Below are 24,366 nucleotides of genomic sequence, written 5' to 3'. Positions count from 1 at the left end.
TTTCAGGGGTCGTCTCGCTCGAGAGCGGGGCGAAGTTCAGAACGGGGTGTCGTCTCCGTAGGAACCAGGAGTGCTCCACGCGTCTGCGCCGCTGTTGTTGCCGCCGCCGTTGTTCGAACCGGGCGTCGACCACGGCTCGTCGTTCGACTGCTGCACCTGCGGGCGCTGACCGCCACCGCCGCCGCCACCGTTGCCGCCACCGGCGGCACGGGTGACCTGGGCGGTCGCGTAGCGGAGCGAGGGACCGATCTCATCGACTTCGAGTTCGATGGAGGTGCGGTTGTTTCCCTCGCGGTCCTGGTACGAACGCTGCTTGAGGCGACCGGTCGCGATGACACGGCTGCCCTTCGTCAGCGAACCGGCGACGTGCTCGGCGAATTCGCGCCACACCGAGGCACGCAGGAAGAGCGCCTCGCCGTCCTTCCACTCGTTCGCCTGACGGTCGAACGTGCGGGGGGTCGACGCGATGGTGAAGTTCGCGACCGGGAGTCCGTTCTGCGTGTACCGCAGCTCGGGGTCGGCCGTGAGGTTACCCACGACGGTGATGACGGTTTCGCCGGCCATCGTCGTTACTTCGCAGCCTTCTCGGCGGACTCGACCTTGCGGGGAGCGGCGGCCTTGCGGGCGGCCTTCTCCTCGGAGCGCTTGGCCTCGGCGGCGACCTGGGCGATCGCTTCTTCGGCGCGCAGGACCTTGGTGCGCATGATCTGCTCGTTCAGCTTCAGCTGACGGTCGAGCTCGTTCGTGGCCTCGCTGGTCGCGACGAAGTTGACGACGGCGTAGATGCCCTCGTTCTTCTTGCGGATCTCGTAGGCGAGACGACGGCGGCCCCAGATGTCGATCTTGTCGATGGTTCCTCCATCGGCCGTGATGACCTTGAGGAATCCGTCGAGCTTCGGAGCGACCTGGCGCTCGTCGACCTCGGGATCGAAGATGACCATGAGTTCGTACTGGTGCGTCACTAACCCACCTCCTTCGGACTAGAACGGCTGACGGGCATTTCCCGGCAGCAGGAGGGTGTGTAGCACGTCATCACGGGCTCACACGCGCATGGGCGTCGCCGGACAACCTTCGTAGTCTAACGGATGCCGCTGGCAGCGGGGAATCGGTCATCGGTAGCGTTGATGTTCCACCGACGGCGAGGGGGGCCGCATGGCAGGGATCCGACCGTTCGACGCGCGAGCACTGCAGGTCGCGCCCGACCGCGCGGCGGCGAAAGCGTTCACGAAACGGCTGCGCGACGAGGGCCGTCTGCCCGGCAACACCACCGCGACGATCGTCGGCTGGGTGTTCGCGTTCGTCTTCCTCGGCGGGATCGGCATCACGCTGGTGGTGCTGCTCATCGTGCTGTCGACGTGGCTGCGCGAGGGGACCCTCGTGGTGGGCCTGCTCTTCGCCCTCCCGCTGCTGATCGGCATCGGCGGCCTGATCGCCGCCCTCCTGGTGGGCCTGCGCGGGCAGCGCATCGTCGAGGACCGCCGGTGGCGCCTCGCGGGCTTCGCGCGCGACGTGGACATGGAGTACGTGCCGGCCGTGCAGAACCCCCCGCTGCCGGGCGTGATCTTCGGCATCGGCAGCTCCCGCACGGCATCCGACATCGTCCGCGGGCGCCGCCCGCGCTTCGTCGAGGTCGGAAACCACGCGTACACCGTGAGCGACGGCAAGAACACGACGACCGTGCGCTGGAGCTACATCGCGATCAAGCTCGACGTGCCGCTCCCCCACATCGTGCTCGATGCCACTGCGAACAACGGCATGTTCGGCTCGAACCTGCCCGCCTCATGGGGGCGTGGCCAGCGCCTGAGCCTCGAGGGCGACTTCGACACGCACTTCACGCTGTACTGCCCGCGCGGCTACGAACGCGACGCCCTCTACCTCTTCACCCCCGACGTCATGGCGCGCTTCATCGACAGCGCATCGGTGCTCGACGCCGAGATCGTCGACGACTGGCTGTTCCTCTACTCCCGTGACGAGCTGTCGACGATCGACCCGGCGCGCTGGGCATGGGTGTTCTCGGTGATCTCGGTGCTGCTCGACAAGCTCGACCAGTGGGGTCGATGGAGAGACGACCGGATGCCGGTGGCCCTGCCCCCCGCGTCGATTCCGGCCGCCGCCGGCCCCGGCGGAGCCCTGCCAGCCGCAGGTGCGCCGACGGTCGCGGCCGCCCAGGCCGCTCTGCTCGCCCGCCCGCCCGCGGGGGTCGCCGTTCCGGGTCGACGGCTACGGCGCGCGAACCCGTGGATCGTCGTGGCGATCGTGCTGGGGGTGTTCGGGCTCGGCGGACTGGTGCTCGCCGTGGCTCCGCTGCTGCTGCTGATGGTCGCGCGATGACCCCGGGCGTCGCCCCGACGATGTCGGACACCACCGCTACGGTCGAACGAGGGGGCACGACATGAACGCACAGACCCGGCTCGACACCGCGCCGCTGACCGAGCCCGTCGACCGCGCCCAGGTGCGCGCGTTCACGAGAGAGCTGCGGCAGCAGGGCAAGCTCAGCAGCAACGTGGCCGGCATCATCGTGTTCGCGGTGGTCGGTGTGGTCTTCTTCTTCATCATCGGCCCGGTGTTCCTGGGCGTCATCTCCTCCGTCGTCGGCAGGAGCTCGCTGAGCCTGGTGGCCGCCGCTCCCCTGCTCGTGTTCGCCGCGGTCATCGTGGTGATCGTCGTGGGACTGATCCGCGGCGTGGGCGGCGCGGGTGTGCGGCGCTTCCGTCTCGACCGCTTCGCGCGGGCCAACGGCATGACGTGGGAGCCGGGGTTCGCGAAGCCGCAGCTGCCGGGCATGATCTTCAGCCTCGGCGGCGACCGCAAGAACTCCGACCTGCTGCGGAGCACGTCTCCGCGCTTCATCGAGGTCGCGAACTATACGTACGAGACGGGATCGGGTAAGAGCAGGCAGACCCATCATTGGGGCTACGTGGCGCTCAAGCTCGAGACCCCGCTCCCCCACATCGTTCTGGATGCCGTGGGCAACAACGGCCTGTTCGGCTCGAACCTGCCGGTCACCTTCGGGCGCGACCAGCGGCTCAGCCTCGAGGGCGACTTCGACCAGCACTTCGCGCTGTACTGCCCCGAGGGTTACGAGCGCGACGCGCTGTACCTTTTCACGCCCGACGTGATGGCGCGCTTCGTCGACAACGCCGCCGCCCTCGACGTCGAGATCATCGACGACTGGCTCTTCCTTTACGCCAAGCGCGACCTGTCGACGCTCGATCCGGCCACCTGGCAGTGGCTGTTCACGACGATCGACGCGATCGACGAGAAGTTCGCGCAGTGGGCGCGGTGGCGCGACGACCGTCTCGCCGCAGAGGTCGCCGCGAGCAGGAACGCCGGCACCGCGGCATCCGGAGCCCCCGCCCCGAGCGTGCCGTTGCTCACCCCTCCCCCGGCGGGCGTGGCCGCGCAGGGTCGGCGACTCAAGCGCGGGTTCCCGGTGTGGACGGTCGTGGTGGGCGTGGCCGTCGTCGGATGGTGGATCCTCACGACGGTGTTCGGGCGCTGACGCGGGGGACCCTGTCGGCGGGCGGCGTGCAAACTCCGCGATCCGCACAACCTCAGCCACGATTCGCCGCATCGCGCTGAGGATGCGCGGATCACTGACCCCGCGCAACGCGCGCTCGCGCTCGCCGCGCCGCGCACACTCCGCGATCCGCACAACCTCAGCCAGGATCCGCCGCAACGCGCTGAGAATGCGCGAATCACTGACCCTGCGCAACGCGCCGCGCGATCGCCGCTCCGCGCACACTTCGCGATCCGCACAACCTCAGCCACGATTCGCCGCATCGCGCTGAAGATGCGCGGATCACGACCCTGCGCAACGCGCGCCCACACGAAGCGAGGCCCCCACGCTGCGTGCGTGAGGGCCCCGCTTTCGTCGCCCGTCAGGCTCCGCGCGTGGTGCGCCACAGCTCGCGGCGCGCCTCCTGCTCCACGGGGTCGGGCACGGGCAGCGACACCAGCAGGCGCTTGGTGTAGTCGTCGCGCGGCTCGGTGAGCACCTGCACGGTCGTGCCCTGCTCGCGGATCACGCCCTGCTGCAGCACGACGACGCGGTCGGCCACCTCGTCGACGACGGCGAGGTCGTGGCTGATGAACAGGCACGCGAAGCCGAACTCCGCCTGCAGCTGCGCGAACAGCTGCAGCACGCGCGCCTGCACCGACACGTCGAGCGCCGAGGTCGGCTCGTCGGCGATGAGCAGCTTCGGGTCGAGCGCGAGGGCGCGCGCGAGCGACGCGCGCTGACGCTGACCGCCCGACAACTCGTGCGGGTACCGGTCGCCGAACGCGGTCGGCAGCTGCACCGCATCGAGCAGCTCGTTCACACGCTGGCGCGCGGCCCGGGCGCCCGAGGCGCGCTTGTGCACGATCAGCGGCTCGGCGATGCACTCGGCGATCGTGAGCAGCGGGTTGAAGCTCGTCGCCGGGTCTTGGAAGACGAACCCGATGTCGGGCCGCGTCTTGGCCAGCTGCCGCGGCTTGGCGCCGTTCATCTCGGTGCCGAGCACCTTGAGCGATCCGCCGACGACCGAGGTGAGTCCGACCATCGCGCGACCGATCGTGGTCTTGCCCGAGCCCGACTCCCCCACCAGGCCGAGCACTTCGCCGGGTCCGATCCAGAAGTCCACGCCCTTCACGGCGACGACGCCCGGCGAGCCGAAGCGTCCGGGGTACCCGATCTCGACCTTCTCGGCGACGACGAGGCTCCCCGCGGGTGGCGAAGTGGGCGCGGCATCCGCCAGCGACTGCTGCGAGCTCTTGCCGCGACCCACGTGCGGCACCGCGGCGAGCAGTTCGCGCGTGTACTCCTCGCGGGGGGCGGCGAACAGCTCGCGCACGGGCGCCTGCTCGACGATGTCGCCGCGGTACATCACGATCACGCGATCGGCGAGGTCGGCGACGACGCCCATGTTGTGCGTGATGAGCACGATCGTGGCGCCGAACTCGTCGCGGCACGTGCGCAGCAGGTCGAGGATCTCGGCCTGCACCGTGACATCGAGCGCCGTGGTCGGCTCGTCGGCGATGATCAGCCCGGCGTTCAGCACGAGCGCCATCGCGATGACGACGCGCTGCTTCTGACCGCCCGAGAACTGGTGCGGGTAGTCGTCGACGCGCTTCTCGGGGTCGGGGATGCCGACGCGCCGGAGGATGTCGATCGCCTTGGACTTGGCATCCGCGTTCGACAACTTCTCGTGCGCGCGCAGACCCTCCGCGATCTGCCACCCCACGGTGTACACGGGGTTGAGGGCGGTCGAGGGCTCCTGGAACACCATCGCCGCGTCGCGCCCGCGCATCGCGCGCAGCTGCGCCGAGGTCGCGTGCACGATGTCGGTCTGCTCGCCGTCGCGCCCGCGCACGATGACCGCACCCGAGAGCGTGGCGGTCTCGGGCAGCAGGCCCAGCAGGGTGTTGGCGGTCACGGTCTTGCCCGAGCCCGACTCGCCGACGATCGCGAGCACCTCGCCGGCGTGCGCCTCGAGCGAGATCCCGTTGATCGCGGCGACCGGCTCGCCGTCGGTGGCGAACGCGACGCGCAGGTCGTCGATGCGGGCGACGGATTCGGTGGTGCCGGTCATGAGGGGCTCCCGTCGGAGGGGGCGGATGCCGGGGGCCCGGCGGGGGACGCGGTGGCCGAGGCCTCGGCGGGAGCCGTCGACGGATCGATCGCCGTGACGGGCGCGGGTGCCCGGCCCGCGCGGCGGCGCGTACGCAGACGCGGGTCGCTCAGGTCGTTGAGGCTCTCGCCCACGAGGGTGATGCCGAGCACGGCCAGCACGATCGCGACGCCCGGCGGGATCGCCGTCCACCAGATGCCACTGGTGACATCGCTCACCGAGCGGTTGAGGTCGTAGCCCCACTCGGCGGCGGCGGTGGCCTCGATGCCGAAGCCGAGGAAGCCGAGGCCGGCCAGGGTCAGCAGCGCCTCGGAGGCGTTGAGGGTGACGACGACCGGCAGCGAGCGCGTCGAGTTGCGCAGCACGTGACGCAGCAGGATGCGCGCGGTGGGCACCCCGATCACGCGAGCCGACTCCACGAAGGGCTCGGCCTTGACCCGCACCACCTCGGCGCGGATCACGCGGAAGTACTGCGGCACGAACACCACGGTGATCGAGATCGCGGTGGCGAGGATTCCGCCCCACAGCGTCGACTGGCCGCGGGTGATCGCGATCGACATCACGATGGCGAGCAGCAGCGACGGGAAGGCGTAGATCGCGTCGCACAGCACCACGAGCAGGCGGTCGAGCCAGCCGCCGAAGTAGCCGCCGACCAGGCCGAGGAAGATGCCGAGGAAGATCGAGAAGGCGATCGCGCACAGGATCACCAGCAGCGCCGTCTGGCCGCCCCAGATCACGCGCGAGAGCACGTCGTAGCCGCCGACGGTCGTGCCGAGCAGGTTCATCGCGCTCGGCGCCTGCTGCGTGCCGAACTTGACGCCGTCGGCCTCCTGCTGCGCGAAGCCGTAGGGGGCGAGCAACGGAGCGAACACCGCCGTCAGCAGGAACACCGAGGTGATCACGAGACCGAGCACCAGCATGGTGCGCTGCAGACCGACGCTGCGGCGCAGGTGCGAGATGACCGGGAGGCGGTCGCGCAGGGGGACCTTGCGCACCGTCACGGCATCGGGGGTCGTGGGGGTCGTGGCATCCGACATGTCAGTACCTCACTCGCGGGTCGATGATCGCCGCGATGACGTCGACGAGGAAGTTGGTGAAGGCCACCAGCACGGCGATGATCACGACGATGCCCTGCACGGCCACGAAGTCGCGGGCCTTGAGGTACTCGCTGAGCATGAAGCCGAGGCCCTTCCACTCGAAGGTGGTCTCGGTCAGCACCGCACCCGACAGCAGCAGGGCGATCTGCAGACCGATGACCGTGATGATCGGGATGAGCGCGGGGCGGTACGCGTGCTTGGTGACGAGGCGGTACTCCCCCACTCCGCGCGAGCGCGCCGAGGTGACGTACTGCGCGCCGAGCGTTCCGATGACGTTGGTGCGCACGAGGCGCAGGAAGATGCCCGCGGTCAGAATGCCGAGGGCTACCCCGGGCAGGATCGCGTGGATGAGCACGTCGCTGATCGCGTTGCCGTCGCCGAGGCGGATGGCGTCGATCAGGTAGATGCCGCTGGGGTTGTCGAGCGTCTGCAGCTTCAGCTCGGTGCGCGTGCCCGCCCGACCCGCGACCGGCAGCACGCCCAGCCACACCGAGAACACGAGCTTCAGCAGCAGGCCGACGAAGAAGATCGGGGTCGCGTAGCCGAGGATCGCGCCGATACGCAGCACGGCGTCCTGCCAGCGGTCACGCTTGTAGGCGGCGATCAGACCGAACGGGATGCCGATGAGCAGCGCCACGATGAGCGCGTAGATCGCGAGCTCGAGGGTGGCGGAGCCGTACTGCAGCAGGATCTCGATCACTGGACGGTTGTCGGTGAGCGTGGTGCCGAAGTCGCCGCGGAGGATGCCCCCGATGTACTCGAAGTACTGCACGATCAGCGGGCGGTCGTAGCCGGCGGCGGCGATGCGCGCCTCGAGCTGATCGGGTGGGAGGCGGCCGCCCAGGGCGGCGGTGATGGGGTCACCGGTGATGCGCATGAGCACGAACACCACGGTGACGAGGATGAAGACCGTCGGGATGATCAGCAGGAGGCGGACAAGGATGTAGCGCCAGAGTCCTCCCCCCTTGGGGGCGACGGGTTTGGCGATGTCGGCGGCGTCGACGGCGGTGACCATACGGAAAGAGACCTCACTCGATGGGGAAACGGCGCCTCGTCGCTCCGCTCTCGCCCGACGACCGAGGGTACGTGACCCCCGGTCGTCGGACGAACGGAACGCGACGAGACGCCGTGTCGGTCTTACTTGTGCAGCGGCGCGTAGCGGAACTTGAACGAGCCGTCGAGAACGGCACCGTCCACGCTCGAGCCCACGATCGCCACCTGCTTGCCCTGGAGCAGCGGCAGGGTCGACAGGTCGGCGGCCACCTTGTCCTGGATCTCGCCGATCTCCTGCTCGCGCGTGGTCTTGTCGGTCTGCGTCGCCTGGTCGACGAGCAGCTTCTGCACGTCGGCGTTGTCGTAGTGGTTCAGCAGGAAGTTGTCCTTCGAGAAGAACGGGGTGAGGTAGTTGTCGGCATCCGAGTAGTCGGGGAACCAGCCGAGCTGGTAGGCGGGGTACGCGTCGGCCTTGCGGTCCTTTGTGTACTGCACCCACTCGGTCTGAGCGAGGTTGACCGTGAACAGGCCGTCCTTCTCGAGCTGCGCCTTGACCGCGGCGTACTCGTCACCCGACGAGGGGCCGTAGTGGTCACCGTTGTACTGCAGGTTCAGCGTGACGGGCGTCGAGAGACCGGCGGCCTCGAGGGTCGCCTTGGCCTTGGCCGCGTCGGGCATGCCGCTGCCGTCGCCGTACATGTCCTTGAGCGCCTCGTTGGCGCCCGCGAGACCCTGCGGGACGTACGAATACAGGGGCGAGTAGGTGTCCTTGTACACGTCGGTGGCGATGGCCTGACGGTCGACGAGGTCGGCCGCTGCCTGACGGATCGCGAGCGACTTGGCCGGGTCGGCGTCGGGGGTCTTCGCGCCGTACGGCATGGTGTCGAAGTTGAAGACGATGTAGCGGATCTCGCCGCCGGGGCCGTCGATGACCTTGACGGCGTCGTCCTTCTGCAGGTCGGCGACGTCGGTCGCGCTCAGGCTGCGGTAGGCCACGTCGATCGCACCCGACTGCACGTCGAGCTTGAGGTTCGAGGAGTCGGCGTAGTACTTCGCCGAGATCCCGCCGTTGGCGGCCTTGGGCAGCGAGCCCTGGTAGGTGTCGTTGACCTTGTACGAGATGAGCTCGTTGACCTTGTACGAATCGATCATGTACTGGCCGGCGAACGCCTTGCCGTCGACGATCGTGTCGTCGGGGGTCACGGCATCCGCCGAGAAGACCTCTTCGTCGACGATCGGAGCGGCCGGGCTCGACAGGATCTGGGGCCAGACCTGGTCGTTGCCGTTCTTGAGCGTGAAGACGACGGTGGTGTCGTCGGGAGCGGCGACGCTGTCGAGGTTGCCCAGCAGCGACGCGGGGCCGTTCGGGTCGTTGATCGCGACCTGGCGGTCGAACGAGAACTTCACGTCGGACGACGTGAGGTCGTGGCCGTTCGCGAACTTCAGGCCCGACTTGAGCTTGACCGTGTACTCGGTCGGCGAGGTGAACTCGGCCGACTCGGCGATGTCGGGGGTGACCTCCGACGTGCCGTACTGGCTGCTCATGAGGAAGGGGTAGACCTGCGTCATGACGGCGAACGAGCCGTTGTCGTACGAACCCGCGGGGTCGATCGAGGTGATCTTGTCGGTCGTGCCGACGATCAGGGGGTCGGTCGATCCGCCACCGTCACCCGACGAGGCGTTGTCGCCGCCGCCGGAGCAACCCGCGAGAAGAAGGGCCGAGGCGCCGAGGGCGGCGCCGATGACGAGGCCGAAACGGCCGCGCCCACTGGTGTGCAGTGTCATGAATTACCTCTGCTGTGAAGAGTCGACTGCGACAAGCGCCGTAGTCCCTCGGACATCCTTGACCGGGGAGGTGTCCACCGTAAAGCACTCCCGCGCATATTTACGAGACCGAAACCCGCCGGAGACCCCGCTGGGACCCTCATCTCACCGGATCCCTTCCGGCCTGCACCCGCTGTGTGTCGTAAATCGTCCTGCCAAGGGAGAAGACGACGAGAGCGGCCCCCGCGGGCCCGCCCCCGTCAGTGCGCCGACCAGCCGCCGTCCATGAGGTAGCTCGAACCGGTGACCATCGCGGCATCGGGACCGGCGAGCCAGAGCGCCAGCGAGGCGACCTCCGCGGGCTCCACGAGCCGTTTGATCGCGGCATCCTTCAACAGCACCGTCTCGAGCACCTGCTCCTCGGCGATGCCGTGGGTGCGGGCCTGGTCGGCGATCTGCTTCTCGACCAGCGGCGAGCGCACGTAGCCGGGATCGATGCACACGCTCGTCACTCCGCGCGGGCCGCCCTCGAGGGCCGTGGTCTTCGACAGCCCCTCGAGGCCGTGCTTGGCGGTGACGTATGCCGACTTGTACTCCGAGGCGCGGATGCCGTGCACGCTCGACATGTTCAGCACCCGCCCGAACCCGCGCTCGTACATCCCCGGCAGGGCCGCGCGGATCAGCAGGAACGGCGCCTCGAGCATGAGCCGCAGCATGAACGAGAAGCGCTCGGGGTCGAACTCCTCGATGGGGCTGACGTGCTGGATGCCGGCGTTGTTGACGAGGATGTCGACGTCGAGGTGCAGCTCGCGCAGCGCCGCCGTGTCGGAGAGGTCGACGGCCCAGGCCTCTCCCCCGACCTCGGCCGCCACGCGCGCCGCCTGCTCGCCGTTCACGTCGGCGACGGTGACGTGGGCCCCGGCGCCGGCGAAGGCGCGGACGATGGCTTCGCCGATCCCGCTCGCTCCCCCGGTGACGAGGGCGCGGTGGCCGGTCAGATCCGTGCTCATCGGACTCCCTTCGCCCCCGTCGTCGCGGGGCCTGCCGCCGTGCGCGCGGCGTCGGCGGCGTCGATGTCGCGCAGCGAGATGCCGCGCGTCTCCTTCAACGACAGCACAGCGATCGAGGTGACGATGCACGCCACGACGATGTAGAGCGCGATCGGCAGCCACGAGCCGAAGTCGCGCAGCCACTGGGTGGCCAGGATCGGGGCGAGCGAGCCCGCCAGGATCGCCGTGACCTGCGCGCCGAGCGAGACGCCCGAGTAGCGCATGCGCGTCGGGAACAGCTCGGCCATGACGGCGGGCTGCGGGGCGTACATGCCGGCGTGGAAGACCAGGCCGATCGTCACCGCGAGCACGATCATCACGGGGTTGAGAGTGTCGAACATCGGGAAGGCGAAGAACGCCCAGGTCGCGCTGAGGATGGCGCCCGCGAGGTACACCGGGCGGCGTCCGATGCGGTCGGACAGGCGTCCGAGCGGCGGAATCACGGCGAAGTGCACGATGTGGGCGATCAGCAGAGCGAGCAGCAGCTGACTGGTGTCGTACGAGTGCACGATCTTCAGGTACACGATCGAGAAGCTGACGACGATGTAGTAGACGATGTTCTCGGCGAAGCGCACGCCCATCGCCTGCACGACGCCCTTCGGGTAGCGACGCAGCACCTCGACGACGCCGAACGAGGTCGCCTTCTCCTTCTCGACCTGCGCCTTGGCCTCGAGGAAGATCGGGGCCTCTTCGACGTGACGGCGGATCCAGAAGCCGACCAGCACGATCACGGCCGACAGCCAGAAGGCGATGCGCCAGCCCCAGTCGAGGAACGCGGCGGGGCTCAGTACGAACGAGGTGATCAGCAGCACGAGCGTCGCCAGCAGGTTGCCCACCGGAACGGCGGCCTGAGGCCAGCTCGACCAGAAGGCGCGTCGGCGGTCGGGGCTCTGCTCGGCCACGAGCAGCACGGCGCCGCCCCACTCCCCGCCGACCGCGAAGCCCTGGATGAAGCGCAGGGCGACGAGCATCGCGGGAGCCCAGTAGCCGACGCTCGCGAAGCCGGGCAGGCAGCCCATGAGGAAGGTCGCGACACCGACGATGATGATGGTCGCCTGCAGCGTGGGCTTGCGACCGAAGCGGTCGCCGATCTGACCGAACACGATGCCGCCGAGCGGGCGCGCGATGAACCCGACCGCGTAGGTGACGAAGGCGGCGATGATGCCGTCGAGCGGTGAGCCCGACGACGGGAAGAAGAACGTGCCGAAGACGAGGCTCGCGGCGGTGGCGTAGAGGAAGAACTCGTACCACTCGACGACGGTGCCGGCCATGGAGGCGGCGACGACACGGCGGATGCGGTTCGAAGTGGGGGCGTCGCTGCTGCGCGGCGCGGTGGTGGGGGGTTCCATGCTGCTCCTTCGGTGTCGACGGTGACGACCGCGCCTCAGTCTGAGGTGGTCTGCGGCGCGCGACAATGCCCAGTCCCGCTCCCCCGCTGTGCAGAATTGCACACATGGATGCCGGGAACGTACGCGCCGACGACTTGCTGACGCTGCTGGCCGTGGCCCGCACGGGCCGGTACACCGCCGCCGCCCAGCTGCGCGGCGTCGACCACACCACCGTCGCGCGGCGCATCGCCGCCCTCGAAGAGGCCCTGGGCGGCAGGCTCGTGGCCCAGTCGGGCCGCGGGTGGGAGCTCACGACTCTCGGATCACACGCCGCCGAGACCGCCGGGCGCATCGAGGCGGCCATGTCGCAGCTCGCCGCCGGGGGAGCGGAGCCCGATCCCGTGTCGGGCGTCGTGCGCATGTCGGCCACCGACGGGTTCAGCGCCTACATCGCCGCCCCCGCCATCGCGGGCCTGCGGGAGCGGCATCCGGATCTCGTCGTCGAGGTCGTCGCCGCCCAGCGACGCGCAGCCCTGCACCGCCCCGGCCTCGATCTCGAAGTGGTCGTCGGCCAGCCGCAGACCTCGCGCGGCACGACCGTCGAGCTCGGGTCGTACGCCCTCGGCATGTACGCCTCGCGCTCGTACCTCGACCGGCACGGCCGCCCGCGCGACCTCGACGAGCTGCAGACGCATGGGCTCGTCTACTTCGTCGACGCGATGCTGCAGGTCGAAGCCCTCGACCTCCCCCGACGCGTCGTGCCGCGCATGCGCGACGGCGTCACCTCGACGAACGTCCTCGTGCAGGTCGAGGCGACGCGCGCCGGGGCCGGTATCGGCATGCTCCCGTGCTTCGTCGCCGACCGTCACGACGATCTCGAGCGGCTGCTGCCCGAGACGATGACCGAGCGGTTGCCGTACTGGATGATCGTGCGCGCCGATTCGATGCGCATCCCCGCCGTCGCCGCCCTCGCCGATGCGCTGCGCGAGCAGACCCGGCGATCGAAGGCGATGCTCGACGGGGAGGGGTGACCCAGCGTCAGGCCATGGCGTTGAGCGCGCGGAGTTCCTCTGCAGCCTCAGTGCCCGTGCGCAGGCCGAGCTGAGGGGCGACTTCGGTCGCCAACAGGTCGATCGACCGGAGGGTCACCTCGTGGGCCGGGTCGAGCGAGTGCACCTGGAAGGCGACGTCGGTCGCGAGCTCAGGGGTGTGATCCGCTCGGAGCGATCTGACCACCTCATCGACCGTCCCCAGGTGGGTGTTGGTGAGAGTCGCTAGTTCCCGTAGGTCGCCGGCATTCCGCTGAAGGAATGTACGTGCGAGACGCCGGATTCCGGCATCCGCCCCCGCCCACACCTCATCGAGACGGTCGGCGTCGACGACCACCGCGGTGCGCGACGCGAGGATGCGCGGAGCGACACCGCGAGGGAGTGCGGCGAGGTACGCCTCGACGATCGGCACCTGCACCTCGTGCAGGTCTTGGCCGTCGTCGCGAGGCTGCGTGCGCGAGAGCAGCAGTCCGTCACCGGCGGATCCGGCTCGACGACCGCCGTCGACCGAGAACGTCGCCTGCCACACCCGACCGCCGAGGTGTGGCGCCGCAGGATTGAGGCGCAGATCGGTGTTCCGGATGCCGCGCCCTGCGAAGGCGTCACGCAGGACGTCGACGTGCGCGGCGTGGATCGCCCGGCGATCGTCGGAGGACCGCTCGAAAGCCGCGAACGACGAGGGCGTGCCGCCCGTGCCGATGCCGAGCTGCACGCGGCCGCCGCTCAGGGAGTCGACGAAGGCGGCGTCCTCCGCCACGCGCACCGGGTCGTCGATGGGAAGGGTCACGATCCCCGTTCCCAGCGCGATCCGTTCGGTCTGCACGGCCGCCGCGGCCAGGAACGGGAACGGCGACGGCAGGCCTCCCTCGTCACGGTCGAAGTGATGCTGAGCGACCCAGAGGGATGCGAAACCATGCTCGTCGGCGGCGCGGACCTGCGCGAGCGCCTTGCGATAACGGTCGCCGTCGGTGCCGGCATCCAGCACCCGTGTGAAGAATCCGAGGCGTGCGCCGCTCATCGAACCGAGTCCCTCCGAGGCCGCGCGGCCCGTTTTCGCTGTATGCGCGGAGTGGAATACGCCCGCGTTCTCCAGGGTAGGACCGCGTCGGGCCCGTAAGGGCCTCTCTCGGGCAGCTGTGACGGGATGTTCAGCCGGCAGCCACCCCGATCGGGTCGCCCGTCCGCGCGAGATCCGCCTCGAGCTCGCGCACGATCGGGATCACCGTCTCACCGAAGTGCTCCAGCTCCTCTTGGAAGTGCAGGAAGCCGAGCAGGAACAGATCGACGCCGCGCCTCTTGTACTCGACGATGCGCTCGGCGATCTGCTGGGCGTCGCCGAAGAGCTGCGTGCGGAACTCGTCGTTGTACTGCACGAGATCCTCCAGCGAGGAGTCGGCCCACATCCCCTTCTTGTCGGCCGTGGCGTTGCCCGCCTCCTGCACGCTCTTGCGGAACCCCTCGACGGCGCCCGAGTCGGCGTGGGCGATGATCTCGCGCAATTGGGCCTCCGCCTCGGCGCGGCTGTCGCGCTGGATGACGAACCCGTTCAGGCCGAAGCGGGTGCGTCGACCGTGCTCGGCGGCGATCCGGGTCACGTCGTCGTACTGCTCGGTGAAGCCGTCGAAGTCTTTGCCGTTCGAGAAGTACCAGTCCGAGAACGCTCCGCCGTTGAAGCGCGCGGCCGTGGAGTTGCCGCCCTGGAAGATGTCGGGGTGGGCCCGCCCCGGCACCTCGTACGGGAAGGGCCGCAGCGTGAAGTCGGTGATGTCGTAGTACTTCCCGTGGAACGAGAACTTCTCCTGCGTCCACAGGCCGCGCAACACCTGGATGAACTCGGCCGCACGCTCGTAGCGCTCGTCGTGTTCGAGCCACTCGAGACCCAGGTCGGTGTACTCGTCTTTGAACCAGCCGCTGACGACGTTGACCGCCGCGCGCCCGTGCGAGAACTGATCGGCCGTGTTGATGAACTTCGCCAAGACGGCCGGATGCCAGATGCCGGGGTGGATGGCGGCGATGACCTTCAGCTTCTCGGTGGCCAGCAGCAGCGCCAGGCTGATCGAGGTGGACTCGTGCTGCTGCGCGGCGCCGTAGCTGGAGGCGTACCGCACCTGGCTCAGGGCGTATTCGAACCCGACGCGCTCGGCCGTGCGGGCGAGCTTCACGTTGTAGTCGTAGTCCCAGTCGGTGCGCTGCTCGATCGAACTGATCACGAGCCCACCGCTGACGTTCGGCACCCAGTAGGCGAACTTCAGCGGCTCGTGGGTGGGGGTGGAATCGGTCATGGGATCCTCCTCGCGGATCGGAACCCGGCCAACCTCCCATCGCGTCGAGCATCGGTCAACGACATGTGACGGACCGTTTCGTCGCGTGACGCCGGGCGACATGCGGCGGGTGAGGATGGAGCCATGACCTCCCCCCAGCGCGTGCGTTTCGGCTACTGGACCCCCATCTTCGGCGGATGGTTGCGCAACGTCGACGACGAGCAGACGCCCGTGTCGTTCGCCCATATCGCCGAGATCGCCCGCGCTGCCGAAGAAGGCGGCTTCGACCTCACGCTCATCCCCGAGCTGAACTTGAACGACATCAAGGGCGTCGAGGCGCCGTCGCTCGACGCGTGGGCGGTGACGGCGGGACTCGCCGCTGTGACCTCGAAGCTCGAGCTGCTCGCGGCCGTGCGCCCGGGCTTCCACAACCCGTTCCACACCGCCAAGCAGGCCGCGACGATCGACGAGATCAGCGGAGGGCGCTTCACCCTCAACGTCGTCTCGGCGTGGTGGGCCGAAGAGGCCAAGCAGTACGACGGCCTGTTCAGCGCTCACGACGACCGCTATGCGCGCACGATCGAGTGGGTCGAGGTGCTGCGCGGCCTGTGGTCTGAGACGCCGTTCGCGTACGAGGGGGAGTACTACCGCACCGAGGGCACCTACCTGGAGCCCAAGCCTCAGGTGCTGCCGCGCTTGTACGCCGGCGGCGAGAGCGAGGCGGGGCGCGATGCGATCACGCGCTTCGCCGACGCGTACCTGACGCACGGCGGCACGCTCGAGGAGCTCGAGACGAAGATCGCCGACATGCGCCGGCGCCGCGCCGAAGCCGGGGCGACGCCGTTCGAGGCGTTCGGCATGGCCGCCTACGCCGTCGTCCGCGACACCGAAGAAGAGGCTCAGGCCGAGATCGACCGCATCACCGACGTACGCGGGGGAGCGGCCTACGGTTCGTACCAGGACTTCGTGAGCAAGTCGAAGCTCGACACCCAGGTCGACCTCAAGGAGTACTCGGTGTCGAACCGCGGCCTTCGCCCCAACCTCGTTGGAACCCCCGATCAGGTGGCAGAACGCATCGTCGCCTTCGCGAACGTCGGCGTCTCGACCCTGCTGCTGCAGTTCTCGCCGCACCTGCCCGAACTGCAGCGCTTCGCCGCCGAAGTGATCCCGCGCGTGCGCCGCCTCGAGGCCCAGCGCGACGCCTGACCGCGCTCCGTGCCGCGGGGCGCACACCCGTTGCATGTCCAGAACACGCCGGTCGTCCTCGCGTAGCGCGGCGTGTCTTGGACACTCAACGGGGGGAACGCGTGAGGGCGCGGACGCGCGTCCGGGCTGGGGCTCGGCGCCGGGGCTCGGGGCGCCGCTCTCCTCCGCTGAGTGTCCAAAACACCCGGACGAAAACGAAAACCGTCCGGGTGTTTTGGACACTCAAGGGCCGTCGAAGGGGCCCCGGATGCCAGGAACCCGGGCATGTACGAACATCGGGTCGCGTGGCGGCCGGAGGGTGGGACCTGGGCACCGGGACGCTGGCGCGGGAGCGCTACGACGCGGCGCGGAGCGCCTGATCGAGGTCGGCGATGAGGTCTTCGGCGTCTTCGAGGCCGATCGACAGCCGGATGAGGCCGTCGCCGATGCCGAGGCGATCGCGTGTGTCTTGCGTGAAGCCGAGGTGAGTCGTCGTCGCGGGGTGCAGGACCATCGACCGCGTGTCGCCGATGTTGGTCATGCGGCTGAACAGACGCAGAGCGTCGAAGAAGCGCTCCGCGGCGGGGCGACCTCCGCGCACGGTGAACGAGAAGACGGAGCCCGACAGCCCGTCGTAGTCGCGGACGGCGAGCGCATGCTGCGGGTGCGAGGGCAGGCCCGCGTAGTCGACGCTCTCGACCGCGGCGTGCTGCTCGAGCCACTCGGCGATCGTGCGCGCCGTGGCCAGGTGCTGGCGCATGCGCACCGACAGCGTCTCCATGCCCTGCAGCAGCAGGAATCCGTTCAGCGGCGACAGGGCGGGGCCGGTGTCGTTCGCGATGCCGAACCGCAGCGACAGCTCGAACGCGCGCGGGCCGAACGCCTCGACGAACGAGGAGTGCCCCGCGATCGCGGTGTCGGTGATCGCGGGATAGGAGCGATCGGATGCCATCCAGTCGAACGTCCCGCCGTCGACCACCGCACCCGCGAGGTTCGCACCGTGCCCCGAGAGGAACTTCGTCGCCGAGTGCACGACGATGTCGGCTCCATGCTCGATCGGGCGGACCAGGAACGGCGTCGCGATGGTGTTGTCGACGACGAGGGGGATGCCGTGCCGTCGTGCCACGCGTGCGACGGCGTCGATGTCGACGACGTCGTTCTTGGGGTTCGGGAGCGTCTCGGTGAAGATCGCCTTCGTCTCGGGGCGGATGAGCGCATCCCACTCCGACTCGTCCGCGGGATCCCACACGTACTCGACGGTGACGCCCATGCGGGCGAAGGTGCGGTCGAACAGCACCCGCGTGCCGCTGTAGATGCTGGCGGTCGAGACGATGTGCTCACCACTGGCGGCGAGCCCGAGCAGGGCGATCGTGATCGCCGCCTGACCTGAGCCGACGACGATCGCTCCCGATCCACCCTCGAGGGAGGCCAACCGGGCCTCGGCGACCTGGTTGGTGGGGTTCGCGTTGCGGGAGTACAGGTGACCCAGATCTGCGCCGGCGAACCGATCGGTCGCCTCTTGGAACGAATCGAATCGGTACGCGGCAGAGAGATGCACCGGGGTGATGCGCGAGCCGTGAGTGAGGTCTTCGATCTCGCCCGCGTGCACCTGGCGCGTGGCGAAGCCGAAGCCCTGCCAGTCGGAGTGCGGGGGAGCGGGCTCAGCCACGCAGACCCACCGCTTCTTGCGGGAGCAGCGTGCCGAGCCAGCGGGCGATCTCGCGGGGTCCGGAGCGCGGTGCGGTGGCCTCGACGTCGGGGTTGTAGTTGGTGTTCGTATTGACGTCGTACGTGACGGTGCGCCCGTCGCGCGTCTCGATGAACTCGATGCCCGCGATGCCAACACCCTCGGCCGCGAGGAACGCGAGGTAGCGGTCGATGAGCGCCTGGTCGACGTCTTCACGCAGACGGAACAGGGGTTCGGGCTCGACCCCGTCTGCCCCCGGAACGGCGCAGGCCTCGGCGGGGCAGAGCTCGAAGCTGCCCGCACTGGTGTCGACCCGCACGGCGTACACGAAATCGCCGGCGACGAACTCGGCCCGCGTGATGAAGGGCGTCTTGGCGACGAGCAACTCCTGCAACAGGGTGATGCCGTCGGGGGAGGGCTCGAAGTCGGGGCTCTTCACCCACGCGGCGAACTCGCCGACGGTGTCCCAGCGCCGCACTCCGAGGCCCTTGCCGCCCTGGTTGTGCTTGCTGATGAAGGGGGCGCCGAACTCCTCGGCCTTGGCCGCGAGGTCGTCGACGCCGAACACGGCGACCGTGCGCGGCACCTCGATGCCCGCGTGTCGCAGAGCCGCGTGCTGCGCGACCTTGCTGACCTCGAGTTCGAGCACGTCGGCCCCGTTGATCACCGTGCGACCCCACGACACGAGCCAGCGCAGCACAGCGCGGCCGAACTCTTTGCTGTAGGCGTGGTCGCGGGTGTGGGCCGAGGCGCTCAGCCGCGACCAGAAGATGCCCTCGGGCGGCTCGACGGCCAGGTCGATCGAGCCGTCGGTCAGCATCCACTCTTCGAACGGCACACCCTCGGCTTCGAACGCCGCCGCGAACGGCGGGATCCATTGGGGGTTCTCGTGGATGACATAGACCTTGCCCGACATGCCGCCAGGCTAACCCGGACCTCCGACAACGGGTCAACCGTGCGTCACCTGACGACACCGGGGCCGCCGGCATCCGCCCCCTAGGCTCGGATGCCGGAAAGGGATGCCATGACCTCGGACTACATCGATGCCAACCGCGCCAACTGGGATGAGCGCGCGACTCTGCACGCCGCGCGAGACAGTTCGGGGTACGGCGTCCAGCGCTACGTGGAGGATTCCGCGGCACTGTCGGACGTCGTGCGGTTCGACCTGCCCCTACTGGGCGACATCGCGGGCAAGCGGGCGGTGCACCTGCAGTGCCACATCGGCACCGACACTCTTTCACTCGCCCGGCTGGGCGCGCGGGTGACGGGACTCGACTTCTCGGAGAACGCCGTCGCGGAGGCGCGACGCCTCGCCGACGAAGCCGGCGTGCAGGTCGATTTCGTCCGATCGGATGTTCGGCGCGCGGCGGAGGTGCTCCCGCGCGGCGAGTTCGACCTCGTCTACACGGGGATCGGGGCGCTGTGCTGGCTCCCGTCGATCACGGAATGGGCGGAGGTCGTCGCCGAGCTGCTCGCGCCCGGCGGGACGCTTCACATCCGCGAGGGGCATCCCGTGCTGTGGGCGATGAACGAGGAGCTGCCCGGGCTGACGCTCGCGTTCCCTTACTTCGAGCAGACGGCACCCCTGGAGTGGGACGACGACAGCACCTACGTCGAGGTGTCGGCTCCGCTGACGTCGACGAAGACGTACGAGTGGAACCACGGCCTCGGCGAGATCGTCACGGCTTTGCTGGAGCGCGGCCTGCGTCTCGACACTCTCGTCGAGCACGACAGCGTTCCGTGGGAGGCCCTGCCCGGCCGCATGACGGAGCGCCCGAACGGCGAGTTCGCGCTGACCGCGCAGCCGTCGGTGATGCCGCTGAGCTACACGATCAGGGCGACGAAGGTGGCGTGACGGTCGGAGTGCTCGACGAACCGCCACGCGGCTGCAATTCGAAAATGTCGCCAACAACACATGGACTCGTGTAGCTGAAATTTGCGAAATCAGCACCGAGCCAGAGTTGGGTTAGTGAGCCGTCCGGGTTGACACCGCTTAAATATGGCGGATCCGAAAGGATATATCGAACGGGGTTTAGCTGCTCGTCGATAGACAACTGCGCGTCGACCCCTATCTGCGCCCAGCGATCGCTGACGCGCGAGGCAACTTCGGCCGGCTCGAGCGACAGTGGAATCCTCCGTTCGCTTGTAAATGTGAGTTGCACGTGTGGGATTTCATTGATGAGCCCACAGGAAAGCCACTTCTGGTCTTCAGTCCATCCGTCTTCCCCGACTCCTACCCTGGCGTCCGCGAATACTTCTTTGGCTCTCGTCAGAATCTCTGCGGGCGTCATGCCAGTCCCCTCGTTGTCCGCCGCACTCGAGCAAGCCGTCAGGGCTAACACCCCGCCAAACGCCAACATCGTCGTCACCCATTTCTTCACTGGCTCACCCCTCCCATCTCGATCCATTTGTTATTTCGCGATCCTCGACATTCCCGCCCATGATCATCTGATCGTCCGCCCCAACAAGTGCGAGCACGATGTTTCGCATCGAGGTTGTGTTTGGCGTGAAATAACTCGCTTCTCCGGCGGTTTCAGCGCCGAACGGACCGTGCCGATTGACCCCAAGTAGCTTCTCGCCGTCAACAACCGCGGATTCTGACGAGAACACCTGAGCACCGAACTCGGATACGGTCGGATCTGTGCGAGTGGAAAATAGCTGCCCGATAGGAGCCCAGCCGTCTGCGCGAGCCTGCGAAGCGAAAACCTGATCTCCGGGGACTCTCAACTCGGCAACACTTTGCACCTGGTCCGCGATGCCTGCGGAACCGAGAAGCACGAGCCGATCAGCATCCGATCCTTCCAATGCCAATGTGGCCACATCTGTTCCGTAAGAATGAGCGATAACTGAGAGCTCGAACCCCGTGCACTCTCGACTATTTTCGCGCAAAGCGTCGAGATCCCGCGCAAGTGCACGCGCGCCCACCTCGGCCCTCGCATCGGCAAACACCTCCGTTGCGTGAGTATCTGGCATTGGGGGGTGATATCCGACCCACGCAACAACAGAAAAGTCTCCTGCAACGAGCTCAGACGCGCGGTCTTCTTCGTTTCTGAGGTGAGTTGCCAACCTCACATAGCTTTCGATGTCATTCCCAACCGTCGTCCCCATCCCCGGCACGATCACACTCACGTGACTCGCCCGATCCAGATCACCCACCGCCACCTGAGCCAACGGCGGCCGGTCCAACACCAGCGAGGCGAGCGTGTTCCCGGTCGCGGCGCGATCCACCGCCTCCAACGCGGCCACTTGCTCCGACTGGTCCCACGGGCTGTTCCGTGCCTCCTCGAGCGCCTGGGCGAGCACGATGCGGTTCGCGCGGTCGCGCGCGGCGTAGGCGACACCGCCGAGGTTGCCGATGATCCCGGGGGCACAGGCGATCAGTGCGTCCTGCTGCGCCGGGTTCAGGCCGCGCCACCACGGCGCGACGTCGGCCGGATTCGTCTGCGCCAGGCGTTTCAACAGGTCGGGTCGCGCGCCGAGCAGCGCCGCGAGGGTCTCCGGGTCGAGGGTGCGGGTCATCGCGAGCACTCGTCCGGGCGGGAGCGCCGCGACCCCCAGGCTCTCGCCGATCTCGGCCCATGCCTCCCCGCGCGCACGGACGGCCTCGATCGCACGCCGCACGGCGACTGTGGCAGCATCGCCCGCCGCTTTCACGTCGGCGCACGCGTCAGCCACCATCGCCTCGGCCCGCGCTCGCGCCTCGCCGGCGGTCGTCGGAGCCGGCCCGCGGTGGCGGGGATCCGACACGAGCACCGGCCACCCCCGCGAGAACGACGAGAAGCCGGCGGGCGTCCCCGGCGTCTCGGGCAGCGTCGACGCGAACGCCCACGCCTCGATCGCCTGCGCGGCGAGCCCCTGGGCCGAACTCAACGCCCTGGCATACGTCTGCAGGGGATCGATGACCGCGGAGAGCCCGTCGCCGATCTCGGTCCACCGTCGAGCCACCCCGGCCACGCGATTCGCATACGCCTCGGCCGCCTGCCCGGTCCATCCGTCGATCTCGCGCATGTGCAGCAGTCGGTCGACCAGATCGGACGCGACGCGTTCTCGCTCGGCGGCGAGATGCGCGACCTCGTACGCGGCCTCCACCGACCCCGGAACGAGCCCGGTGGCGTGCGACGAGTGCCCCAGAGCGGTCACAGCAGCGCCTGCAGCGCCTTGAGGGTGACGTCGGCATCGTCGTCCACGCGTTCGTACATCGCCGCGACTTCTCGCAGGCCGGATGCCACGTCGTCGACGCTCGCGACCGCCTCGGTCCATCCGCCGGCCAGGGCCCCCGCGAAGTCGTCGACGGCCGCGCAGAGCGCCTCGTGACCGAGGGCGCGGGTCCACGGCATCCGGAACTGACCTTCGGCGGGTCGGATGACGTTGTCGAAGATCAGGGCGGTGCGGCGGAGCTCGTCGGGGATCACGGTGAATGCACGCATGCGGGAAAGGTACTGAGGATCACGGCGACCCCGAGCGAGTTATCCACAGGGAAAAGCCCGGTCCAGACCATATTCACCCGTCGATTGTCCAAGTTCACCCGAGACACCCATGACGAACGTCACCCCTGAATGGTGACGGCCGGCTGATGTGCCCTGCCAGCCCCGCGGCCAGCATGAACACATGACCTCCTCCACCCCCACCCCCGCCGCGATCGACGCGCGGGGCGTCGTCAAGAGCTTCGGCTCCGTCCACGCCGTCCGCGGCGTCGACCTCACCGTCCGACCGGGCGAGATCGTGGCCTTCCTCGGCCCGAACGGCGCGGGCAAGACCACCACGATCGACATGATCCTGGGCCTGACCAACCCCGACGCCGGCAGCATCGAGGTGTTCGGCCACAGCGCTCGCGGAGCCGTCGCCCGCGGCCTCGTCTCGGCCGTGCTCCAGTCGGGCGGGCTGCTGAAAGACCTGACCGTGCGCGAGACGGTCGAGCTGACGGCGAGCCTGTTCACCGAGAAACGTCCCGTTGACGAGGCCCTCGAGCGTGCCGGCATCCTGAACCTCGCCCGCCGCAAGGTGGGTCTGTGCTCGGGCGGCGAGCAGCAGCGACTGCGCTTCGCGATGGCGCTCGTGAGCGACCCCGCGCTGCTCATCCTCGACGAGCCGACCACCGGCATGGACGTCGAGGCGCGCCGCTCGTTCTGGAGCGCCATTCGAGCGGATGCCGCGCGCGGACGCACCGTGATGTTCGCCACCCACTATCTCGACGAGGCCGACGAGTACGCCGACCGGATCGTGCTGATGCGCGGCGGGCAGATCGTGGCCGACGGCAGCACCACCGAGATCAAGAACCTCGTCTCGGGGCGGGTCGTTCAGGTGACGCTTCCGGATGCCGACCTCACGGCCCTCGCGTCTGTTCCAGGCGTCGACTCGGTCGAGGCCGCCGGCGAGCGCGTCACCGTGCACACGCGGGATTCCGACGCCCTCGCGCGCCACCTGCTCACCTCCACCCCGGCGCGGGATCTCGAGATCACCGCCCAGAACCTCGAGAGCGTGTTCCTGACGCTCACCGCCGAGCCCTCGGCATCCGACCTCGTCCCGACGGGAGCACGCCGATGACCGCCATCGCCCTCGACCGCCCGCTGCCCGCCATGGGTGGGTTCACGCTGACCTATCTGCGCATCGAACTGGTGCGCAAGCTGCGCAATCCGCGCAGCATTCTCTTCACCGTCGCGTTCCCCGTGCTGATGTTCTTCATCGTCGGGTTCCAGACGCTCGATGTGCCGCTGACGGATACACCGCTGGCGTCCGGGGGAGTGTCGGTGGCCGCGTACATCATGGTCTCGATGGCGATGTACGGAACCATGATGTCGGCGACCCAGACGGGGGCGTCGGTCGCGGTCGAGCGCGCGCAGGGCTGGTCGCGGCAGCTGCGGCTCACCCCCCTCAACCCGATCTCGAACGTCGTGGTCAAGATGCTCGCGGGCATGATGTTCGGCCTGGTCGCGGTCATCGCGACCTACGCGGTCGCCGCCGGAGCCGGCGTGCAGCTCGCGCCGGTGCAGTGGATTGTCACGGGACTCGCGGCCTGGGTGCTCGCCGGAGCCGTCTTCACCACCCTCGGCCTGATGGTCGGCTACATGGTGCCGGGCGAGAACGCGGCGCAGATCACGAGCCTCGCGGTGGTGCTGCTGTCGTTCCTGGGCGGCCTGTTCTTCCCCCTGTCGTCGATGCCCGACTTCCTCCAAGTGATCGGCAAGCTGACGCCGGTCTATGGCATCGGCGAGCTCGCCCGCTCGCCCCTCACCGGCGACGGTTTCGACCTCGGCGCCCTCGTCAACGCGGTGGTCTGGCTCGCGGTGTTCATCGCCGGCACCGTGTCCTTCTTCCGTCGCGACACGCGTCGCGGCTGACAC

22 protein-coding genes are annotated in these 24,366 nt (G+C 68.7%); 7 read left to right on the top strand and 15 right to left on the bottom strand.

Features of this window, described 5'->3' with window-relative positions:
• Positions 1 to 36: 36 nt before the first annotated feature.
• Positions 37 to 564 (bottom strand): single-stranded DNA-binding protein, encoded by a 528-nt coding sequence (locus ABXS86_RS10570; RefSeq protein ID WP_154097038.1) that lies wholly within the window; start codon positions 562 to 564, stop codon positions 37 to 39.
• Between the two features lie 5 nt (positions 565 to 569).
• Positions 570 to 962 carry a 30S ribosomal protein S6 gene (gene rpsF / locus ABXS86_RS10565; protein WP_058622540.1) on the bottom strand — a complete coding sequence of 131 codons (393 nt, stop codon included), beginning with the start codon at positions 960 to 962 and terminating at the stop codon, positions 570 to 572.
• 190 nt (positions 963 to 1,152) lie between these two features.
• On the opposite strand from rpsF, the gene ABXS86_RS10560 reads away from it, so the two are divergent.
• Both ABXS86_RS10560 and ABXS86_RS10555 read left to right on the top strand, forming a co-directional pair.
• Complete coding sequence (locus ABXS86_RS10560; RefSeq protein ID WP_353664408.1) at positions 1,153 to 2,331, top strand: hypothetical protein; 1,179 nt, start codon at positions 1,153 to 1,155, stop codon at positions 2,329 to 2,331.
• Between the two features lie 61 nt (positions 2,332 to 2,392).
• Positions 2,393 to 3,502 carry a hypothetical protein gene (locus ABXS86_RS10555; protein ID WP_307207506.1) on the top strand — a complete coding sequence of 370 codons (1,110 nt, stop codon included), beginning with the start codon at positions 2,393 to 2,395 and terminating at the stop codon, positions 3,500 to 3,502.
• A 379-nt stretch (positions 3,503 to 3,881) separates the two neighbouring features.
• Here ABXS86_RS10555 and ABXS86_RS10550 read toward each other — a convergent pair whose 3' ends face one another.
• The 6 genes from ABXS86_RS10550 to ABXS86_RS10525 all read right to left on the bottom strand — a co-directional run bounded on the left by ABXS86_RS10550 (position 3,882) and on the right by ABXS86_RS10525 (position 11,786).
• Positions 3,882 to 5,573: an ABC transporter ATP-binding protein gene (locus ABXS86_RS10550; RefSeq protein ID WP_353664407.1), complete on the bottom strand. Its 1,692-nt coding sequence runs from the start codon at positions 5,571 to 5,573 to the stop codon at positions 3,882 to 3,884.
• Entirely contained in the window at positions 5,570 to 6,649 is a 1,080-nt protein-coding gene (locus tag ABXS86_RS10545) for an ABC transporter permease (protein ID WP_307207509.1), read from the bottom strand. The genes ABXS86_RS10550 and ABXS86_RS10545 overlap by 4 nt, the downstream gene beginning before the upstream one ends.
• Before the next feature lies 1 nt (position 6,650).
• Positions 6,651 to 7,724 carry an ABC transporter permease gene (locus ABXS86_RS10540; protein ID WP_144831075.1) on the bottom strand — a complete coding sequence of 358 codons (1,074 nt, stop codon included), beginning with the start codon at positions 7,722 to 7,724 and terminating at the stop codon, positions 6,651 to 6,653.
• Positions 7,725 to 7,846: 122 nt separating this feature from the next.
• Positions 7,847 to 9,487 (bottom strand): ABC transporter substrate-binding protein, encoded by a 1,641-nt coding sequence (locus tag ABXS86_RS10535; protein WP_307207514.1) that lies wholly within the window; start codon positions 9,485 to 9,487, stop codon positions 7,847 to 7,849.
• 239 nt (positions 9,488 to 9,726) lie between these two features.
• Complete coding sequence (locus ABXS86_RS10530; protein ID WP_353664406.1) at positions 9,727 to 10,476, bottom strand: 3-hydroxybutyrate dehydrogenase; 750 nt, start codon at positions 10,474 to 10,476, stop codon at positions 9,727 to 9,729.
• On the bottom strand, positions 10,473 to 11,786 hold the full coding sequence (locus tag ABXS86_RS10525) for an MFS transporter (protein WP_144831988.1): 1,314 nt from the start codon (positions 11,784 to 11,786) through the stop codon (positions 10,473 to 10,475). Before ABXS86_RS10525 ends, ABXS86_RS10530 begins: the two co-directional genes overlap by 4 nt.
• A gap of 182 nt (positions 11,787 to 11,968) precedes the next feature.
• Here ABXS86_RS10525 and ABXS86_RS10520 point away from each other — a divergent pair, with 182 nt between their 5' ends.
• Positions 11,969 to 12,874, top strand: a complete 906-nt coding sequence (locus ABXS86_RS10520) for a LysR family transcriptional regulator (RefSeq protein WP_353664404.1) — start codon at positions 11,969 to 11,971, stop codon at positions 12,872 to 12,874.
• Between the two features lie 7 nt (positions 12,875 to 12,881).
• On the opposite strand, the gene ABXS86_RS10515 is transcribed toward ABXS86_RS10520, so the two are convergent.
• Together ABXS86_RS10515 and sfnG are read right to left on the bottom strand one after the other, a co-directional pair.
• On the bottom strand, positions 12,882 to 13,910 hold the full coding sequence (locus tag ABXS86_RS10515; protein ID WP_353664403.1) for a putative FMN-dependent luciferase-like monooxygenase: 1,029 nt from the start codon (positions 13,908 to 13,910) through the stop codon (positions 12,882 to 12,884).
• 130 nt (positions 13,911 to 14,040) lie between these two features.
• Positions 14,041 to 15,174, bottom strand: coding sequence for a dimethylsulfone monooxygenase SfnG (gene sfnG, locus ABXS86_RS10510; protein WP_353664402.1), 1,134 nt, complete (start codon positions 15,172 to 15,174; stop codon positions 14,041 to 14,043).
• 123 nt (positions 15,175 to 15,297) lie between these two features.
• On the opposite strand from sfnG, the gene ABXS86_RS10505 reads away from it, so the two are divergent.
• Positions 15,298 to 16,359 (top strand): LLM class flavin-dependent oxidoreductase, encoded by a 1,062-nt coding sequence (locus ABXS86_RS10505; RefSeq protein WP_353664401.1) that lies wholly within the window; start codon positions 15,298 to 15,300, stop codon positions 16,357 to 16,359.
• 334 nt (positions 16,360 to 16,693) lie between these two features.
• Here the strand turns inward: ABXS86_RS10505 and ABXS86_RS10500 are convergent, their stop codons facing one another.
• Both ABXS86_RS10500 and ABXS86_RS10495 read right to left on the bottom strand, forming a co-directional pair.
• The gene (locus tag ABXS86_RS10500; RefSeq protein ID WP_353664400.1) at positions 16,694 to 18,007 is read right to left on the bottom strand and encodes an O-acetylhomoserine aminocarboxypropyltransferase/cysteine synthase family protein; all 1,314 of its coding nucleotides are present in this window, start codon (positions 18,005 to 18,007) and stop codon (positions 16,694 to 16,696) included.
• Positions 18,000 to 18,941 (bottom strand): RimK family alpha-L-glutamate ligase, encoded by a 942-nt coding sequence (locus ABXS86_RS10495; RefSeq protein ID WP_353664399.1) that lies wholly within the window; start codon positions 18,939 to 18,941, stop codon positions 18,000 to 18,002. Before ABXS86_RS10495 ends, ABXS86_RS10500 begins: the two co-directional genes overlap by 8 nt.
• A 108-nt stretch (positions 18,942 to 19,049) precedes the next feature.
• Between ABXS86_RS10495 and ABXS86_RS10490 the strand changes: the two genes are divergently transcribed.
• On the top strand, positions 19,050 to 19,880 hold the full coding sequence (locus ABXS86_RS10490; protein ID WP_353664398.1) for a class I SAM-dependent methyltransferase: 831 nt from the start codon (positions 19,050 to 19,052) through the stop codon (positions 19,878 to 19,880).
• Here the strand turns inward: ABXS86_RS10490 and ABXS86_RS10485 are convergent.
• The 3 genes from ABXS86_RS10485 to ABXS86_RS10475 are packed head-to-tail and all read right to left on the bottom strand — an operon-like array spanning position 19,858 to position 22,452.
• Positions 19,858 to 20,406 (bottom strand): hypothetical protein, encoded by a 549-nt coding sequence (locus tag ABXS86_RS10485; RefSeq protein ID WP_353664397.1) that lies wholly within the window; start codon positions 20,404 to 20,406, stop codon positions 19,858 to 19,860. The two genes, ABXS86_RS10490 and ABXS86_RS10485, sit on opposite strands and share 23 nt — an antisense overlap.
• 4 nt (positions 20,407 to 20,410) lie before the next feature.
• The gene (locus tag ABXS86_RS10480) at positions 20,411 to 22,165 is read right to left on the bottom strand and encodes an alpha/beta hydrolase (RefSeq protein ID WP_353664396.1); all 1,755 of its coding nucleotides are present in this window, start codon (positions 22,163 to 22,165) and stop codon (positions 20,411 to 20,413) included.
• Entirely contained in the window at positions 22,162 to 22,452 is a 291-nt protein-coding gene (locus tag ABXS86_RS10475; RefSeq protein WP_353664395.1) for a hypothetical protein, read from the bottom strand. The genes ABXS86_RS10480 and ABXS86_RS10475 overlap by 4 nt, the downstream gene beginning before the upstream one ends.
• 181 nt (positions 22,453 to 22,633) lie before the next feature.
• Here ABXS86_RS10475 and ABXS86_RS10470 point away from each other — a divergent pair, with 181 nt between their 5' ends.
• Positions 22,634 to 23,569, top strand: coding sequence for an ABC transporter ATP-binding protein (locus tag ABXS86_RS10470; RefSeq protein WP_353664394.1), 936 nt, complete (start codon positions 22,634 to 22,636; stop codon positions 23,567 to 23,569).
• Positions 23,566 to 24,363, top strand: coding sequence for an ABC transporter permease (locus ABXS86_RS10465; protein WP_353664393.1), 798 nt, complete (start codon positions 23,566 to 23,568; stop codon positions 24,361 to 24,363). Before ABXS86_RS10470 ends, ABXS86_RS10465 begins: the two co-directional genes overlap by 4 nt.
• Positions 24,364 to 24,366: the final 3 nt, after the last annotated feature.

Origin of the sequence: Microbacterium sp. che218, from assembly GCF_040436305.1 — a bacterium.
Lineage (GTDB): Bacteria > Actinomycetota > Actinomycetes > Actinomycetales > Microbacteriaceae > Microbacterium > Microbacterium algihabitans.
The sequence above is the reverse complement of the archived record's forward strand: the minus strand, read 5'-3'. Positions and strand labels throughout refer to the sequence as shown.